15 protein-coding genes and 1 pseudogene are annotated in these 15,647 nt (G+C 59.8%); 5 read left to right on the top strand and 11 right to left on the bottom strand.

From position 1 onward, the window contains the following. Window positions 1-108: 108 nt before the first annotated feature. A complete protein-coding gene (gene yccS, locus AC13CN_RS09820) occupies window positions 109-2,316 on the top strand; it encodes a YccS family putative transporter (protein ID WP_137093823.1) in 2,208 nt (735 codons plus the stop codon). A 27-nt stretch (window positions 2,317-2,343) separates the two neighbouring features. On the opposite strand, the gene recG is transcribed toward yccS, so the two are convergent. Both recG and AC13CN_RS09810 read right to left on the bottom strand, forming a co-directional pair. Beyond that, entirely contained in the window at window positions 2,344-4,422 is a 2,079-nt protein-coding gene (gene recG / locus AC13CN_RS09815; RefSeq protein ID WP_253556791.1) for an ATP-dependent DNA helicase RecG, read from the bottom strand. Beyond that, on the bottom strand, window positions 4,419-5,348 hold the full coding sequence (locus tag AC13CN_RS09810) for a hydrogen peroxide-inducible genes activator (protein ID WP_054640733.1): 930 nt from the start codon (window positions 5,346-5,348) through the stop codon (window positions 4,419-4,421). Before AC13CN_RS09810 ends, recG begins: the two co-directional genes overlap by 4 nt. 149 nt (window positions 5,349-5,497) lie before the next feature. Here AC13CN_RS09810 and AC13CN_RS09805 point away from each other — a divergent pair, with 149 nt between their 5' ends. Next, window positions 5,498-6,379 (top strand): SDR family oxidoreductase, encoded by an 882-nt coding sequence (locus tag AC13CN_RS09805; protein WP_058577373.1) that lies wholly within the window; start codon window positions 5,498-5,500, stop codon window positions 6,377-6,379. A gap of 91 nt (window positions 6,380-6,470) precedes the next feature. On the opposite strand, the gene AC13CN_RS09800 is transcribed toward AC13CN_RS09805, so the two are convergent. The 4 genes from AC13CN_RS09800 to gmk form a co-directional block, all read right to left on the bottom strand. Continuing rightward, window positions 6,471-6,860 (bottom strand): RidA family protein, encoded by a 390-nt coding sequence (locus AC13CN_RS09800; RefSeq protein WP_044629297.1) that lies wholly within the window; start codon window positions 6,858-6,860, stop codon window positions 6,471-6,473. 93 nt (window positions 6,861-6,953) lie between these two features. Continuing rightward, window positions 6,954-9,086, bottom strand: a complete 2,133-nt coding sequence (locus tag AC13CN_RS09795; RefSeq protein WP_044629296.1) for a RelA/SpoT family protein — start codon at window positions 9,084-9,086, stop codon at window positions 6,954-6,956. A gap of 26 nt (window positions 9,087-9,112) precedes the next feature. Further along, window positions 9,113-9,373, bottom strand: a complete 261-nt coding sequence (gene rpoZ / locus AC13CN_RS09790) for a DNA-directed RNA polymerase subunit omega (RefSeq protein ID WP_044629295.1) — start codon at window positions 9,371-9,373, stop codon at window positions 9,113-9,115. A gap of 88 nt (window positions 9,374-9,461) precedes the next feature. Beyond that, entirely contained in the window at window positions 9,462-10,094 is a 633-nt protein-coding gene (gmk, locus tag AC13CN_RS09785) for a guanylate kinase (protein ID WP_044629294.1), read from the bottom strand. A gap of 121 nt (window positions 10,095-10,215) precedes the next feature. Between gmk and AC13CN_RS09780 the strand changes: the two are divergent. Next, window positions 10,216-10,395 (top strand): annotated as a pseudogene (locus tag AC13CN_RS09780) (extensin family protein); the annotation flags it as partial. A gap of 9 nt (window positions 10,396-10,404) precedes the next feature. Here the strand turns inward: AC13CN_RS09780 and AC13CN_RS09775 are convergent. Both AC13CN_RS09775 and AC13CN_RS09770 read right to left on the bottom strand, forming a co-directional pair. After that, window positions 10,405-10,668, bottom strand: coding sequence for a hypothetical protein (locus AC13CN_RS09775; protein WP_044629293.1), 264 nt, complete (start codon window positions 10,666-10,668; stop codon window positions 10,405-10,407). A gap of 107 nt (window positions 10,669-10,775) precedes the next feature. Next, window positions 10,776-11,987, bottom strand: a complete 1,212-nt coding sequence (locus tag AC13CN_RS09770; protein WP_074211257.1) for an MFS transporter — start codon at window positions 11,985-11,987, stop codon at window positions 10,776-10,778. 208 nt (window positions 11,988-12,195) lie between these two features. Between AC13CN_RS09770 and AC13CN_RS09765 the strand changes: the two genes are divergently transcribed. Continuing rightward, window positions 12,196-12,807, top strand: a complete 612-nt coding sequence (locus AC13CN_RS09765; RefSeq protein WP_172515114.1) for a DNA-3-methyladenine glycosylase family protein — start codon at window positions 12,196-12,198, stop codon at window positions 12,805-12,807. 28 nt (window positions 12,808-12,835) lie between these two features. On the opposite strand, the gene AC13CN_RS09760 is transcribed toward AC13CN_RS09765, so the two are convergent. From AC13CN_RS09760 to AC13CN_RS09750, 3 genes are all read right to left on the bottom strand, one after another. Then, entirely contained in the window at window positions 12,836-13,711 is an 876-nt protein-coding gene (locus tag AC13CN_RS09760) for a pirin family protein (RefSeq protein ID WP_253556793.1), read from the bottom strand. Window positions 13,712-13,809: 98 nt separating this feature from the next. Beyond that, window positions 13,810-13,935, bottom strand: coding sequence for a hypothetical protein (locus tag AC13CN_RS09755; protein ID WP_255319122.1), 126 nt, complete (start codon window positions 13,933-13,935; stop codon window positions 13,810-13,812). A gap of 16 nt (window positions 13,936-13,951) precedes the next feature. Continuing rightward, entirely contained in the window at window positions 13,952-14,992 is a 1,041-nt protein-coding gene (locus tag AC13CN_RS09750) for a zinc-dependent alcohol dehydrogenase family protein (RefSeq protein WP_253556794.1), read from the bottom strand. A 147-nt stretch (window positions 14,993-15,139) separates the two neighbouring features. Here AC13CN_RS09750 and AC13CN_RS09745 point away from each other — a divergent pair, with 147 nt between their 5' ends. Beyond that, entirely contained in the window at window positions 15,140-15,619 is a 480-nt protein-coding gene (locus AC13CN_RS09745) for an Lrp/AsnC family transcriptional regulator (protein ID WP_054644917.1), read from the top strand. Window positions 15,620-15,647 lie beyond the last annotated feature (28 nt).

The following is a 15,647-nucleotide window of genomic DNA, read 5'->3' as shown; positions in this document are numbered from 1 at the left end:
TCCCCGCAGCCAAACGCTGCGGGGTTTTTCGTTAACGGCACACCATAGCCACGTGCCGGCATACTATTTATACTAAAGTCTAACAACAGCAAACTCACAAGAGCCTCTATGCCCCTCTCCCTTTCCCTGCGCCGCCTTTGGACCCTAGATAAGTTCGCCTACAGCCTGCGGGTGTTTATCGCCTTCAGCGGGGCGCTGCTGTTTAGCGGGCTGGCGGGGGATGTGGCGCTGGTGATTCCGCTGTTTCTGGGCATTATTGCCAGCGCTCTCTCAGAGACCGACGATAGCTGGCAAGGGCGTTTGCAGGCGTTGGTGGTCACGCTGCTCTGCTTTGCCTCGGCGTCGTTCGTGGTGCAGTGGCTGTTTCCGTGGCCGTGGCTATTTGCAGCGGGCTTGGCGGTATCCACCTTCACGCTGATTATGTTGGGAGCGATTGGCCAGCGTTACGCGACCATTGCCTCCGGCACGCTGATTCTTTCGATCTACTCCATGATCAATATCGAGCAGCATGGCGGCGTGGATGAAGACGTCGCCGCCCGCCAGCTGCTACTGTTGGCCGGTGCCGCCTGGTACGGCGCAATTTCCGTAGTGTGGTGTGCATTGTTCTCTCGCCAGCCGGTGAAACAGAGCATGGCACGGGTCTACAAAGCCCTAGGTGAGTTCTTGATTTTGAAATCGGCGCTGTTTGAGCCGGTACGGGGCGTTGATGTAGAGGCCCGCCGCGTGGCGCTCGCTCGCCAGAACGGCAAGGTAGTGGATGCTCTTAACCAAGCAAAAGAGATGATCTTTCGCCGCCTGGAAGGCCAGCGCGGCAGCCGTAAGCTCAACCGCTACCTGCAAATTTACTTTATCGCCCAGGATATCCACGAGCGGGCAAGCTCCACCCACTACCCTTACAGCGCACTTACTGACGCCTTTTTTCATCACGACGTACTGTTTCGCTGCCAGCGGCTGCTGGACCAGCAGGGCCGCGCCTGCCGCCAGCTAGCCAAGTCGCTGCTGCTCAACCGCCCTTTCAGCCACGAGCAGAGCGAGCAGGCGCTGGCCGACCTGCGCGCCTCGATCGATAATCTGAGCGAGCGCGGAAAGCCCGAATGGCGGCCACTGATACGCCCGCTGAATGCGTTAGCGGACAACCTCTCCACGCTAGAAGCTCAGATTGCCAGCGTCCACAACCCGGACACCGGCAGCGAACGCCGGGACAGCGCGCTTTATGACCGCTCGCCCTCTAGCCTGCTGGAAGCCTGGAAACGGGTGCGGCTGAACTTTACGCTGGGTTCGCCCACCTTTCGCCACGCGGTGCGCCTAACCACCGCGCTAGTGGCGGGCTATGGGCTGCTGCAGTGGCTCGACCCCCAGCAAGGGTTCTGGATTTTGCTGACCACGCTGTTCGTATGTCGACCTAACTTCGCCACCACCCGGCGCTTTCTCTCCCAGCGGATTCTGGGCACGGTGCTTGGGCTGATTGCAGGCTGGGCGTCTATCAGCCTGTTCCCCCAGCCACTTATCCAGAGCATGATTGCCGTGGCGGCGGGCGTATCGTTCTTTGCCAATCGTGAAAAGCATTACGTGATCGCCACGGCCTCGATCACCCTGCTGGTGCTGTGCAGTTTCAATCAGGTGGGGGATGGCTTCGACCTGATCTGGCCGCGGCTGTTTGATACGTTGATCGGCTCGCTGATTGCGGGACTGGCGGTATTTTTTATTCTGCCGGATTGGCAGAGCCGCCGCCTCTACCGTGAGGCCGCCAAGGTGCTGACCAACCACCGCCGCTACTTGGACGAAATCGTCCACCAGTACGAAGAGGGCAAGCAGGACGACCTAGCTTACCGCTTGGCGCGGCGCAATGCGCACAACGCGGATGCGGCGCTCTCGACCCTGCTCACCAACATGCTCCACGAGCCGGGGCACTATCGTAAGCAGGATGCTGATAACGGGCTGCGCTTTTTGGTACTTTCCAACACGCTGTTAAGCCACCTCTCCGCGCTGGGTGCCCACCGCCATCGGCTGGCAGAAGATGAGGACGATGCCGCTTTTGTGCCGCTTGCCAAGCGGATTAGTGCCCTGTTAGAGCAACTGGCCGAGCAGCTGGATAAACGCCTACCCGTGGAGCCGCTGACCGCGCCTGCCAACGAGCTGCTGAGTCAGTTAGAGGAGCAAAGCGGCACAGCGGAAGAGAAGGCCGTCACGCTCTATCGCCCCATCCAAAGCCAGCTGCGCCTAATTGCCAGCCAGCTTGGCCCGCTGAGCGATGCCGCCAACCGCTTAACAAGCCCCAGCGCCGAAAAGCTCCACGAGCCTAACGCAGCGGTTTAGCACCGCGCGCATACCCATGCCCTGCCGCTACACCTGCCCGTAGCGGCCTGCCGCTTCACCCAGCCAGCGGCGCACCAGCACGGCCGTCACGTCGGCATTGCCCTGCAGCGCCTTGGCCAGGGCGGTTACCCGCTCTAGCTGATCGGCATCGCGCTCTAGGTCGGCAATTTTCATCTGGGCAAGGCCGGTTTGGCGAGTGCCGAGCACTTCGCCGGGGCCACGAATTTCCAAATCTTTTTCAGCAATGCGGAAGCCGTCGGTGGTTTCCCGCATCACGCCGAGCCGTTCCCGGGAGCTTTTGGAGAGCGGCGGGTGATAAAGCAGCACGCAGAAGCTTTCGGTGCTGCCGCGTCCTACCCGCCCACGCAGCTGGTGAAGCTGGGAAAGCCCTAAGCGCTCCGGGTTTTCGATGATCATCAGGCTGGCGTTGGGCACGTCGACTCCCACCTCAATCACCGTGGTGGCCACCAGTAGATCCAGCTCGCCGCTCTTGAAGGCGTCCATCACCTCGGCCTTTTCCGCAGCTTTCATGCGCCCATGAATCAGCCCAACGGCTAATTCCGGCAGCGCTTGGGTCAGCTCATCACGCGTTACCTCGGCGGCCTGACATTGGAGCACCTCGGATTCCTCAATCAGCGTGCACACCCAATACGCTTGGCGACCGTCACTGCAGGCGTTGCGGATGCGCTCGACCACCTCGGGGCGGCGCTCGTCAGAGACCACTACGGTTTTTACCGGTGTGCGCCCTGGCGGCAGCTCGTCGATCACCGACACATCCAGGTCGGCGTAGGCACTCATGGCCAGGGTGCGGGGAATCGGCGTGGCGGTCATGATCAATTGATGAGGGGTTAATCCACCCGCTTCGCCCTTCTCACGCAGGGCGAGGCGTTGGTGAACGCCAAAGCGGTGCTGCTCATCGATAATCGCCAGCCCCAGGCACTGGAAGTGCACATCACCTTGAAACAGCGCGTGGGTGCCCACCACCATACGCGCTCGGCCATCGGCAATGGCGGCTTTGGCATCCAGCCGGGCCTTGCCCTTTAGCTTGCCCGCCAGCCACGCGACTTCGATGCCCAGCGGCTCAAACCATGCCTTAAATGCGCGGTAGTGCTGCTCAGCGAGGATTTCGGTAGGTGCCATCATGGCCGCTTGGCAATTGCCCGCCAGCGCTGAGAGCGCCGCTATGGCGGCCACCACGGTTTTACCCGAGCCGACATCCCCCTGCACCAGCCGCAGCATGGGTGCAGGGCGTGCTAGGTCGAGGGCGATCTCTTCCAGCACCCGACGCTGGGCACCGGTGAGCGCAAACGGTAGCTGCGCCAGAAAGCGCGTTTGCAGGCTACGCCCGGAGGGCAGCTCTGGCGCGCCGTCAGCCTGAATACGCAGGCGCACTTCCCGCAGGCTAAGCTGATGGGCCAGCAGCTCTTCCAAGGCGAGCCGCCGCGTGGCGGGATGAAGGCCGTGGGCAAGCTGCTCTAAATCTACGTCTGGCGGCGGCTGGTGCAGTAGCTGCAAGCTCGCGTGAAGCCCCGGCAGTTGGAAGCGCTGACGCAGCGCATCGGGAATCACATCGGGCAGCGTTTCGGGGGCTTGCTCTAGCAGGCGCAACGCTTGCTGGGTCAGCGCTCGCAGACGGGTTTGGTGAAGCCCCTCGGTGGTGGGGTAAATCGGCGTGTAGTACTCCTCGACCGGCGTTTCGCTACCGCCGCTAAGCCGATACTCGGGATGATAAATCTCCAGCCCCGTCGCCCCCGCCCGCGCTTCACCAAACGCCCGAACGGTCACGCCGGGGCGCATCTGTTGCTGTTGAGCGGGCGAGAAGTGAAAAAAGCGCAGGCTTAAAATACCGCTACCATCGCGCAGGCGGATCAGCAGGCTGCGCCGCCGCCCCTTAACGATATCGCTGGCGGTGACTTCGCCCTCTACTACCGCTTCATGGCCCGCCCGCAGCAGGCCAATCGGGGTGAGTCGCGTACGGTCCTGGTAACGCAGCGGCAAGTGGAACAACAGGTCGCTGATGCGTTCCACGCCGAGCCGGGCGAGCTTAATCGCCAGCGCTTCCCCCACGCCCTTCAGCGCCGTGACCGGTGCAGACAGATCACTCATGAGGGAGCATTCTTCTTATGCACCGGCTGCTGGCACTGGCTAATCGCCTTGGCCAAGGCATCAATGGCCTTGGGCCGTGGGAAGCTGGCCCGCCAGGCAATCGCCACGGTGCGTGAAGGGGCGGGGTCCACAAACGGGCGGCTGACCAGCATGGCGTTTTCGTACTGGTCGGTGCCTAGCGCCGACTGCGGCAACACGGTGATACCCAGCTTAGAGGCCACCATATGGCGAATGGTCTCGAGCGAGCCGCCTTCGGCAATCAGCGTGTTATTGGGGCTGTTGAGCTTCTGGGTAATCGCCGGGCAGGCTTCCAAAATTTGATCGCGGAAGCAGTGGCCTTCCCCTAATAGCAGCAGCCGCTCTTCTAATAAGTCTTCTTTATGGATCGCCTCGCGCTCGACCCACGGGTGGCTGGCGGGCATTAACACTTCAAAGTGCTCGTCGTAGATCGGTTTGGTGACCACGTCGGTTTCGGTAAACGGCAGCGCGACAATGATCACGTCCAACTCGCCGCTACGCAGCTTGGCCCGCAGCGTGCCGGTCATGCCCTCTTCAATATAGAGCGGCATTTGCGGCGCGGCGTTGGCCAGCGCGGGCACCAGGTGCGGGAACAGGTAAGGTCCGATGGTGTAAATCGCACCAATGCGCAGCGGGTTCGCCAACTGGTCTTTGCCAGCACTGGCCAACTCATAAATCAGCCCGCTCTGCTCCAGCACACGCTGTGCCTGAGCAACAATTTTTTCGCCCAGAGGGGTGACTTGCACCGTGGATTTAGAGCGTTCAAACAGGGGAATTTCCAGCTCATCTTCGAGCTTTTTAACGGCCACAGAGAGCGTCGGCTGAGAAACATGGCAGCGCTCGGCGGCGCGGCCAAAGTGGCGCTCCTGGGCAAGGGTTACGATGTAGCGAAGTTCTGTTAAAGTCATAGCGGTGCCAGTGGCATCCTCTCGTTGCAGCTCGTGACTAGTCATCGTGTTAGCGAGACGGAAAAGGACAGACAAGCCCTATTGAAGATGGCACATCTCATAGGGACTTTGTATCTGATAGGGAATATTAATCAAGAGGGGTGAGCAAGTTGAAGCTAACGATACTGATTATCGGCTGTGGAGACATCGGCGTCACGCTTGGACAAGAGCTGCTGGACGAGGGGCATCGGGTGATTGGCGTGCGCCGCCAAGCCAAGGCATTAGAGCATACCGGCATTGAGCCGTTAGCCCTTGATCTCAGCACCTTGGAAGGGGCCGACGCCAGCGCACTGCCCCAAGCCGACTACGTGATTTACACCGTCAGCGCAGACCGCTTTGAAGAGAGTGCTTACCAGAGCGCCTACCCAGACGGTCTCAAGCGTGTGCTCAGCGTACTGGAGCAGCACGACACACCACCACGGCGTATCTTCTTCGTCTCCTCTACCAGCGTCTATGGTCAGCAAGAGGGCGAAGTCGTTAACGAAGAAAGCCCCACGGAATCCACTAGTTTCTCCGGCACCCTGATGTGTGAGGCCGAACAGGCGCTGCTCAATCACCCGCTGCCCGGCACCGTGGTGCGCTTCTCCGGGATTTATGGCCCAGGGCGTGATCGTTTGATTCACCAAGTGGCCGAAGGCCGACTGGCCGCCGTCACGCCGGTGATCTACTCCAACCGCATCCATCGGGACGACTGCACCGGCATTCTGGCGCACCTGATCCGCTGCCAGGAGAGCGGCACACCGCTGGCCGACCTTTATCTCGGTAGCGACTGCGAACCGGTGACCCTGCACAACGTGATGGCGTGGTTGGCCAAACAGTTGAAGGTGGAGTCCACCGACACCATGCAGTCGCCGCTGCGCCGTCGTGCCAGCAAGCGTTGCGACAACCGCCGTATTCTCGAAACCGGCTACACCTTCCGCTATCCGACCTACAAAGAGGGCTATGCCCAGGTGTTGAAAGAGGGCGGTTTTTTAGAGTTGCAAAAAGCCTAGCGCCCTAGCCGCGAGTCGATTAGAACGCTAGAAAAGGCAAAGAGCGAGCCTCATCGGCTCGCTCTTTTTGTATGCGTCGGTGTCACGCCGTTTAGTCGCCGATCACCATCACGGCTTCGGCTTCTACTTGGCTGCCTTTGGGCAGCGCCTTCACGCCGACCGCCGCACGCGCCGGGAACGGCGTAGAAAAGAACTCTTCCATCACCTTGTTGACGATCGCAAAGTTGTCCAAGTCGACCAGGTAGAGGTTGAGCTTGACGATATCGCCCAGCGAGCCTGCGGCTTCTTCACACACGGCCTGTAGGTTGGTGAACACCTGACGCGCCTGGGCTTCGAAATCATCAGAGACAATTTCCATGGTTTCCGGATTAAGCGGGATCTGACCCGACAGGTAAACCGTGTTGCCCGCTTTGACAGCCTGGGAGTACGGGCCGATGGCGGCAGGGGCTTTTTCTGTGTTGATAACCGCTTTATTGCTCATGGGGTGTCATGCTCCTGTATTAATGAAACGTTGATTATTATCACCATGGCCTACGCTGCCAGCTTGAAAAGCCAGCGCTAGGCGCATAAGCGTTTAGTTTGCAGTACGGGTAATTTTGCCAACGTTGGGCAGGTTGCGAATGCGTTTAATAATACGGGCGAGGTGTACCCGTCCTTTCACCGACAGCGTGAGATTGACGGTGGAAAGCCGAGCATCGCGCTCCTCAATGCCGATACGTTCGATATTGGCATCGGCATCGGTCACTAGGCCTGCCAGTTCAGCAACAAGGCCACGGCGGCTTTCAATTTCGATGCGCAGCGCCACAGGGAAGTCCTCATCAATATGCTCGGACCACTCCAGGGCAAACAGCTTTTCAGGATCGTTTTTACGGTCAGCGAGGTTTTTACACTCGCTACGGTGTACCACCAGCCCTTTACCGACCGACAGATGCCCTACCACCGGGTCGCCGGGTAACGGGTGGCAGCAGCGGGCAAAGTTAAGCACCATGCCTTCGCTTCCGCTAATCACCACAGCCTTATCGCTATTGTCGGAAAGCGTCTTATCAAAGCTATCGCCATGCGCAACATCGACCAAACGGCGGGCCACTACGTGGGCCATGCGGTTGCCTAACCCCAACGATTCGAGCAAGGCGTCCAGCGACGACACATCCAACTCTTTGAACGCCTGTTCGAAGACACTCTCGTCGAGCTCTTCCAGGCTCGTTTCGAACGATGCCAGCGCCTTGTTGAGCAGTCGACGGCCCAGCATCACCGCCTCCGCCTGCTGCTGATGCTTCAACGCATGGCGAATGGCGGAGCGCGCCTTGGCAGTGGTGACGAAATTCAGCCACGCTAGGTTCGGCCGCGCACCGGGGGCGGTGATAATCTCCAGCGTCTGGCCGCTTTCCAGCCTCGTGGAGAGCGGCGCGAGGTGGCGATCGATGCGGCAGGCGATGCAGTTATTGCCGATATCGGTGTGTACGCTGTAGGCGAAGTCGATCACCGTGGCGCCCTGGGGCAGCTCCATGATGTCGCCTTTTGGGGTGAACACGTAGACATCGTCGGGGAACAGGTCGTTTTTGACGTGTTCGATAAACTCCAACGAATCCCCCGCGTGGCGCTGCATCTCCAGCAGCCCTTTCACCCAGGCACGGGCGCGGGCATGGCTGCCTTCAGCAATCGGATGCGCCGTCTGCCCGGCTTTGTAGAGCCAGTGCGCGGCAATTCCGTTATTGGCCATGGCTTCCATTTCACGGGTGCGGATTTGCACCTCGATGGGCATGCCGCGCTGGCCAAACAGCGTGGTGTGCAGACTTTGGTAACCATTCGCCTTGGGAATCGCGATGTAATCTTTAAAGCGCCCCGGTACCGGCTTATAGAGGTTATGCACGACGCCAAGGATGCGATAACAGCTGGCCACGTCTTCGGTGATAATGCGAAAACCGAAGACATCCATAATCTCGGCAAACGGCTTGCGCTGGTCGCGCATCTTTTTATAAATCGAGAGCAGATGTTTTTGGCGGCCAATCACCGTGCCTTTTAGGCCTTCGTCGTCCAGGCTCTGCTGCAGCGAGGCCTGGATTTCCCGCATGGCGCTGCGGCGATTGCCCCGCGCGCTGGCCACCGCGCGTTTGATACGCTCGGCCCGCATGGGGTGAATCGCCTGGAACGAGAGGTCTTCCAGCTCCACACGAATGGTGTTGATCCCCAGTCGCCCTGCAATACGGGCGTAGATTTCTAACGTTTCACGGGCAATGCGGCGTTTTTTATCGGGCCGCAGTGCGCCCAAGGTGCGCATGTTGTGCAGCCGGTCGGCCAGCTTGACGATGATGACGCGGATGTCCCGCGACATTGCCAACACCATCTTTTGAAAATTCTCCGCCTGAGCGACGGCTTTATCTTCAAAAGTGATTTGGGTCAGCTTGGAGACGCCATCTACCAACTCAGCCACAGGCTTGCCAAACTGCGCCGCCAGGGCTTTTTTAGAGACGCCGGTGTCTTCAATCACATCATGCAGCATGGCGGCCATCAGGCTCTGATGGTCCATGTGCATGTTAGCGAGAATATTAGCGACCGCCAGCGGATGGGTGACGTACGGCTCGCCAGAGCGGCGGCGCTGGCCATCGTGGGCCTGCTCAGCGTAGTAGAAGGCGCGCTTGACCTGCTGGATCTCATCCGGGGGTAAGTAGCCGCCGAGTCGGTCAGCTAGGTCATCAATGGTGAACATGTACCGCGCCTCTAATCGGTGCTAGCTTAATCGTCGATTTGAGCGCTAGGCGTCATAGCAGGACGCGCACGCACAGGAGCTTCAACTGGCTCGTCCAAAACGGTGTGGTCGACCAGGCCAGCGGCGATTTCACGCAACGCCATCACGGTCGGCTTGTCGTTTTCCCAGGGCAGCAGTGCATCGCGGGAGCCGCGGGCCAGCTGGCGAGCACGATGGGTGGAAATCATCACCAGTTTGAAGCGGTTTTCTACATTTTCCAGACAATCTTCAACGGTTACGCGAGCCATGGGGCCTTCCTGTAATGACGACGCCGGGCCGGCGTTGTTGAACAACGTCGCCGACCCAGCGAAAAGAGTGGTGATAGGACCTGATAGATTACTCGACGCTAGGCGCCTGTGACAAGAGCGCATCGAGCAAGGGGGCGTGGCGTTCTTGCATTGCAGCACGCGTGAGGCGGCGGCTGATCACCAGCGACTGCAGCTCTTGCAGGGCGGTGGTGAAATCGTCGTTAATTACTAAGTAATCGTACTCATCGTAATGAGACATCTCGCTGACCGCATCGCGCATGCGCCGAGCGATCACCGCGTGTTCGTCGGTGCCACGGCTGGAGAGACGTCGCTCCAGCTCGCTACGCGATGGCGGTAGGATGAAGATCGACACGGCAGAAGGCATCTGTTCGCGCACCTGCTGCGCGCCCTGCCAATCGATCTCTAGGATGACGTCTTGCCCCGCGTCTAGCAAGGTTTGGACCGACTGACGCGACGTGCCATAGTAATTGTCGAAGACCTTGGCATACTCGAAGAAGTCGCCGCGGTCGATCATCGCTTCGAAGTCAGGCACTTGGGTAAAGTGGTAGTTGACGCCATTGACCTCACCTTCGCGTTTGGCACGCGTGGTATGCGACACCGACACCTGAATGCCGTCCAGGCTTTCGATCAGCTCACGAACGAGGCTGGTTTTACCCGCGCCCGACGGGGCAGAAACAATAAACAGCGTACCCTGGGACATGAAGCGCTTCCCTAGTTAGTCAAAATGGTCGTTCGTTATCACGCAGGCCGGCCACTGCCGGCGTTATTGGGTGCGCAGTATCGCACACCCCTGGCAGGGACTGTAGGGGTTCAAGAAACCACACGGAGGTCAGATTACGCTGATTCGCGACTGGGATGACGAGGGAGAAATGGGAGAGCTCTTGCGGGCAGCGCGGGATGGCGCCTGCGATACCTTCGGCAATGTACTGGGGCCTGAGTACAACGCCGCGCATGCCGACCACTTTCATTTAGGCATGCGCGGCTTCAGGCTGTGTCGATAGATAGGCGGGTTAGTCGAGGTTGATATCGTCCTCATCAGTGGCGGCACCGGTGGCAGCACCCACGCCACCGCCAATCACAGCACCTTGGGTGACGCTACCACCGGTGACCGCAGCGGCCCCAGCACCAACAGCCGCCCCTACGCCAGCACCACTGGTAGCACGCTCGCTAGTGGTCGTTCCACAGCCCGCCAGCGCCAGAGTCATCGCTGCAATAGCACTTAATGTTACGAGTCGCGGGGTTACAACGCGCGATGTCTTCACTAGGTTATGCATAGGTCACCTCCTTATGGATTGCACCTTTACACCCTAGAAACGATAAGCGTTTTTTGCCACTTTAAATGCTCTAAATATTTATTTAGCAATCACTTATTTATAGCGCTTTATTTGTAGTTCTGAGCCACCGACGGCTCCGCGGGATAGGTGCGTTTTTCCAGCCAGCGCCCCCAAGCGAAAATCACTAGGCCACACAGCGCAAGCCCGGCCCCTACCAGCCCCGTGCTCGACCAGCTGAACCCAGCGCTAATCGCCAAGCCCGCCAGCCATGCCCCCAGCGCGTTCGCCCCGTTAAACGCCGCATGATTCATGGAGGCCGCCATGGTTTGGGCGTCTTCGGCCACGTCCATCAGGCGGGTTTGCAGCGACGGCGCAAGCGCCATGCTGGTGCCCACCAATCCCACGAACAGCAGTCCCGACCACACCTGGTTGGCAGCAAAGTAGAACAGCCCCTGCACCACCGCGCACCACACCAAAATGGTAGGAATGGCCCGCATCAGGTCTTTATCCGCCATGCGCCCGCCCACCAAGTTACCGGCGATGGAGCCCAGGCCAAAAATGACCAGCACCAAAGGCCCCAGCGCTTCGCTCATGCCCGCCTGCTGGGTCAGCGTCGGCATCACATAGCTGAAGATCGAAAACATACCGCCGCAACCAATACAGGCAATCGCAATGGTCACCAGCACCCGCTGCTTCACCAGTGCAGATAGCTCTCTTAACGGGCTCGCGTGGGCATCAAACGGCTGCACCGGCACGCATAACCGAATGAGCAGTGCCGTTAACAGCGCAATCACTCCCACACCGGCAAAAGCGATTTGCCAACCAAAGACGTTACCCGCCCAGGTACCCAGCGGTGCACCAATTAAAATCGCTACCGTGAGCCCCAACATTACCCGCGAAATAGCCCGCGCTCGCTGGTCAATCGGCACCGCTCCTGCCGCGACCAGCGCCGCTATGCCGAAGTAGGCACCATGAGGCAGCCCCGCCAAAAAGCGCAGGCCCACAAACGACCAAAACCCCGGCGCCATGGCGCTGGCAATATTGCCCACGGCAAACACCAGCATCAGCGCAATCAGCAGCGCCCGCCTGGGTACCCGTGCGGCCAGCGCCGAAATCAGCGGTGCACCCACTACCACGCCCAGTGCGTAGCTACTAATCGCATAGCCCACTTGCGGCACCGTTACGGCTAAATCCTCCGCCACGCGGTTCATCAGTCCCATGATCACGAACTCGCTGGTACCAATGCCGAACCCACCCAGCGCCAGTACAAACTCTGCCAATCGCGGGTTACGCGCCAGCCCCGATGACAACTCTTGCATACCTCTCTCCCCAGGCGCTGGATAAAACGCCTGCTTATCAAAACGGTCTTAGATTGCGTCAAATGATGGCAGGATTAGACGAAAGTAGAAATATATGACGCTAAAAAAGTTAGCGTGCAAAGGGGCAGCCCCGTGGACACTGACGCGGCAGCACCCAAGAAGCAACTGCTAGGATGTTACGATTATCTTTTCATCAAGTGAGCCGGTTATGACCTCCAGCACCATCGAGCACGCCATGCAGGCACTGGCCAATGCCGACCCCGACATTGCCCGCGCTTACCCCTTAGTCGGCGCGCCCAACCCGCGCCAGCGCGATCCAGGCTTTGCGACCTTCTTCTCGACCATCGTCAGCCAGCAGATCTCTACCGAGGCCGCACGGGCCATCATGGGCCGGGTGAATACGCTGCTGCCGGAGCTGCACGCCAAAGCGGTGATGGAGGTGGAAGGCCAGGCGCTGCGCGATGCGGGGCTATCGTGGCGTAAAATCGAGTATGCCAAAGGGCTGGCAGAGGCGGAGCTGGCGGGCACGTTTAGCGCCGATGGATTGGCGCACCTCAGCGATGACGAGGCGATTGCCGCGATTACCCAGCTGCGTGGGTTTGGCCGCTGGAGCGCCGAGATCTACCTGATGTTCTCACTCCAGCGCCCCGATATCTTCCCCGCCGACGACCTTGCGTTAAGAGTGGCGCTGGGCCGCCTGAAGGGCATGGAAAACAAACCCACGCCGAAGCAGGCGCGCCAGATGGTAGAGCACTGGGCACCCTGGCGCAGCGTGGGGTCGCTGTTTTTATGGCACTACTATCGCGGCGAGCCGGTGTAGCGCGGGCGTTTAGAGCATTAGCGGGTCTTTAAAGGGTAAGCCCGCCAAACTTGCCGTTCTGGTAATCCTCTACCGCCTGCACGATCTCGTCGCGGGTGGTCATCACGAAGGGGCCGTGGGAGTAGACCGGCTCATCAATGACATCGCCATGGCCAAACAGCAGGCGCGCATCGCTGGCTGCCTCGATGGCAAGGCTTTCGCCGTCACGGTCGAGCTCGATCAAATGGTGCGCTTTGGCAGGCTCGCCGCCCACCGTCACGTCACCACTCACCACGTACAGAAACACCTGCCGGCCAGGAGCCACGGGTAGCTGCTCACGCGCGCCCCCAGGCAGCGCTAGCGTCGACATGAACACGCCGGTCAGCGATTCAATCGGGCCTGTTTGCCCCTGCCACTCCCCGGCAATCAGGTTGAGCGTACCGCCGCCCGACAGCTCAACAGCGGGGATGCCCTCTTGCTGCAAGCCCACGTAGCGCGGCTCGCTCATCTTCAGCCGTGACGGCAGGTTGACCCACAGCTGCAAGATTTCCAGCGGGCCGCCCTCGCGCAGAAACTCCTCCGGCGAAATTTCCGCATGGACGATGCCGCTACCGGCGGTCATCCATTGCACACCGCCTGCGTGAATCACGCTCTGGTGCTTGGCGCTGTCGGCATGGGCCAGCGAGCCTTCTAAAATAAACGTCACCGTTTCAAACCCACGGTGCGGGTGCGGCCCAAAGGGCAGCCCGCGGTTGTTGGCCGGGTAAACCTGCGGGCCGTGGTGATTCAGGAACAGAAACGGATCGAGCTGATCCACGCCAGGCCCCGGCAGCGGCCTGCGGGTGACCAGGTCACCGATATCGTCCCGATGGGCAGGATGCTGAGCGACCACACGGCGAACGGATGGGGTATGGGGTGATGACATGACGTCCTCCTTATCGATACGCCCAGCGTAAAACCTCAATTGACGGATGAGGAGCGAATAATTTGCCCCGGTTCATTGAAGGAAATGAATAGAACGCCTTAACGGCTGGGAACGCTCAGCCGTCCCACCACCGTGAAGCTATCCTCTTGCGGGCGCACGACCACCATTTCCCCGGAGCTAACGCCCCCACCGGTCAGCGCCGTGATATTCACCTGATGCGTCACCAGCAGCCCTCTTTTATCAGAATTCCGTGACGACGGTGACCCCCACGCCTTCAAACTTATCCATGTTGATCAACGCCTGCACCGACTCCTCTAGCGTGATCCGGCGGCCAATCAGCTTTTCCGGCGCCAGTTTGTCCGACTGAATCATCGCCAGCATGGCATCGTAGCGATGGGCCTGCATGCCATGACTGCCCAGAATTTCCAGCTCATTAGCAATCACCTTGCTCATCGGAATGGCAGGCGTGCTGTGATCTGCCAGCATCAACCCTACCTGGACATGCTTGCCGCGCTTTCGCAAATTGCTAATAGAGTTGAAGCAGGTGGTGGGGTGACCCAGCGCATCCAGCGAGACGTGCGCGCCCCCTTGAGTGATTTCCACCACCGACTCCACCACTTCGGCCTCTTGGTTGGCATTCACCGTGGCCACCGCGCCCAACTGGCGCGCCAAGGCGAGCGCCTGTTCGGATATATCCACCGCCACCACGTTCGCGCCCGCCGCGCTGGCGATCATGATGGCCGACAGCCCTACACCGCCGCAGCCGTGCACGGCCACCCACTGCCCGGCGGACACGCGGCCCTGATCCACCACCGCACGAAAAGAGGTCACGAACCGGCAACCCAGGCTGGCGGCAGTGTCGAACGCTAGGGTATCTGGCAGGGCGACTAGGTTCACATCGGCGTAGTAAATGCCCACATACTCGGCAAACGAGCCCCAGTGAGTAAACCCTGGCTGGAACTGGCTATCGCATACCTGATGGTGGCCTGCGTTACACTCCGGGCAAGTGCCGCAGCCGCCCACGAACGGCACGGTCACACGATCCCCGACCCGCCACTTCGTCACGTCCTTGCCCACCGCTTCCACCACGCCGGATAGCTCGTGCCCCGGCACATGGGGGAGCCGAATATCCGGGTCGTGGCCCATCCAGCCGTGCCAATCACTGCGGCATACGCCGTTAGCCATCACCTTGACCACGACGCCGTGAGGTTCGGGAGTCGGATCCGGCACCTGCTGAATAGTGGGCGGGGTGGAAAACTGCTCAAATACGACGGCTTTCATGGGCCACTCCTGAACGTTTAGGCTGCGGATTCGCTAACGCTACTATAGCGAGCCTGACCTGAAATGAGCTTTCCATATCGTGGACAACACTGACCAATGTGAAGCACTCTTTCTCTTTATAGTGTTGATAAGAAAGAGACTTGCAATATGAGCGCATTGGATAAAAAAGACGCCAAGTTAGCAGCGTTACTCCAGATTGATGGCAGAATGCCCAACGCGCAACTGGCCGAACAGCTGCACCTGAGCGAAGCCACCTGCTGGCGACGGCACAAACGCCTGGAAGAACTGGGGGTGATCAAGGGCTATCAAGCCATCTTCAATCGACGCAAAGTCGGCGCCAGCGTACTGGCCTTCGTGCAGATTACCTGTACCCAACACAGCGAAGCCGCGACGGCAGAGTTCGAGCGCATCATCCAATCAAGCTCTCGGGTGCTGAGCTGCCACAACACCACCGGCGAGGCCGACTTCCTACTGCAAGTGGTCGCCAAAGGCCTAGACGACTACAGCCACTTCGTCGAAACGGTACTGCGCCAGCTCCCCGGCGTGTCGAGCATCCGCTCCAACCTCTCGCTGAGGGAAATGAAGGCGACCAGCCACTTGCCGGTTGAGGAGTTGTTGGGGTTGTGAGCGAAGCAGTTGGCTATATGCACTGTTG

The organism is Vreelandella sp. L-25, assembly GCF_056857535.1.
Note: the sequence above shows the minus strand (reverse complement) of the source record. Positions and strands in the feature narration are given on the sequence as shown.

What these genes read in the sequence shown, in the direction of transcription:
- yccS (WP_137093823.1), top strand. Translation starts at nt 109, where the DNA reads ATGCCCCTCTCCCTTTCCCTGCGCCGCCTTTGGACCCTAGATAAGTTC.
- recG (WP_253556791.1), bottom strand. Translation starts at nt 4,422, where the DNA reads ATGAGTGATCTGTCTGCACCGGTCACGGCGCTGAAGGGCGTGGGGGAA.
- AC13CN_RS09810 (WP_054640733.1), bottom strand. Translation starts at nt 5,348, where the DNA reads ATGACTTTAACAGAACTTCGCTACATCGTAACCCTTGCCCAGGAGCGC.
- AC13CN_RS09800 (WP_044629297.1), bottom strand. Translation starts at nt 6,860, where the DNA reads ATGAGCAATAAAGCGGTTATCAACACAGAAAAAGCCCCTGCCGCCATC.
- AC13CN_RS09795 (WP_044629296.1), bottom strand. Translation starts at nt 9,086, where the DNA reads ATGTTCACCATTGATGACCTAGCTGACCGACTCGGCGGCTACTTACCC.
- rpoZ (WP_044629295.1), bottom strand. Translation starts at nt 9,373, where the DNA reads ATGGCTCGCGTAACCGTTGAAGATTGTCTGGAAAATGTAGAAAACCGC.
- gmk (WP_044629294.1), bottom strand. Translation starts at nt 10,094, where the DNA reads ATGTCCCAGGGTACGCTGTTTATTGTTTCTGCCCCGTCGGGCGCGGGT.
- AC13CN_RS09775 (WP_044629293.1), bottom strand. Translation starts at nt 10,668, where the DNA reads ATGCATAACCTAGTGAAGACATCGCGCGTTGTAACCCCGCGACTCGTA.
- AC13CN_RS09770 (WP_074211257.1), bottom strand. Translation starts at nt 11,987, where the DNA reads ATGCAAGAGTTGTCATCGGGGCTGGCGCGTAACCCGCGATTGGCAGAG.
- AC13CN_RS09765 (WP_172515114.1), top strand. Translation starts at nt 12,196, where the DNA reads ATGACCTCCAGCACCATCGAGCACGCCATGCAGGCACTGGCCAATGCC.
- AC13CN_RS09760 (WP_253556793.1), bottom strand. Translation starts at nt 13,711, where the DNA reads ATGTCATCACCCCATACCCCATCCGTTCGCCGTGTGGTCGCTCAGCAT.
- AC13CN_RS09750 (WP_253556794.1), bottom strand. Translation starts at nt 14,992, where the DNA reads ATGAAAGCCGTCGTATTTGAGCAGTTTTCCACCCCGCCCACTATTCAG.
- AC13CN_RS09745 (WP_054644917.1), top strand. Translation starts at nt 15,140, where the DNA reads ATGAGCGCATTGGATAAAAAAGACGCCAAGTTAGCAGCGTTACTCCAG.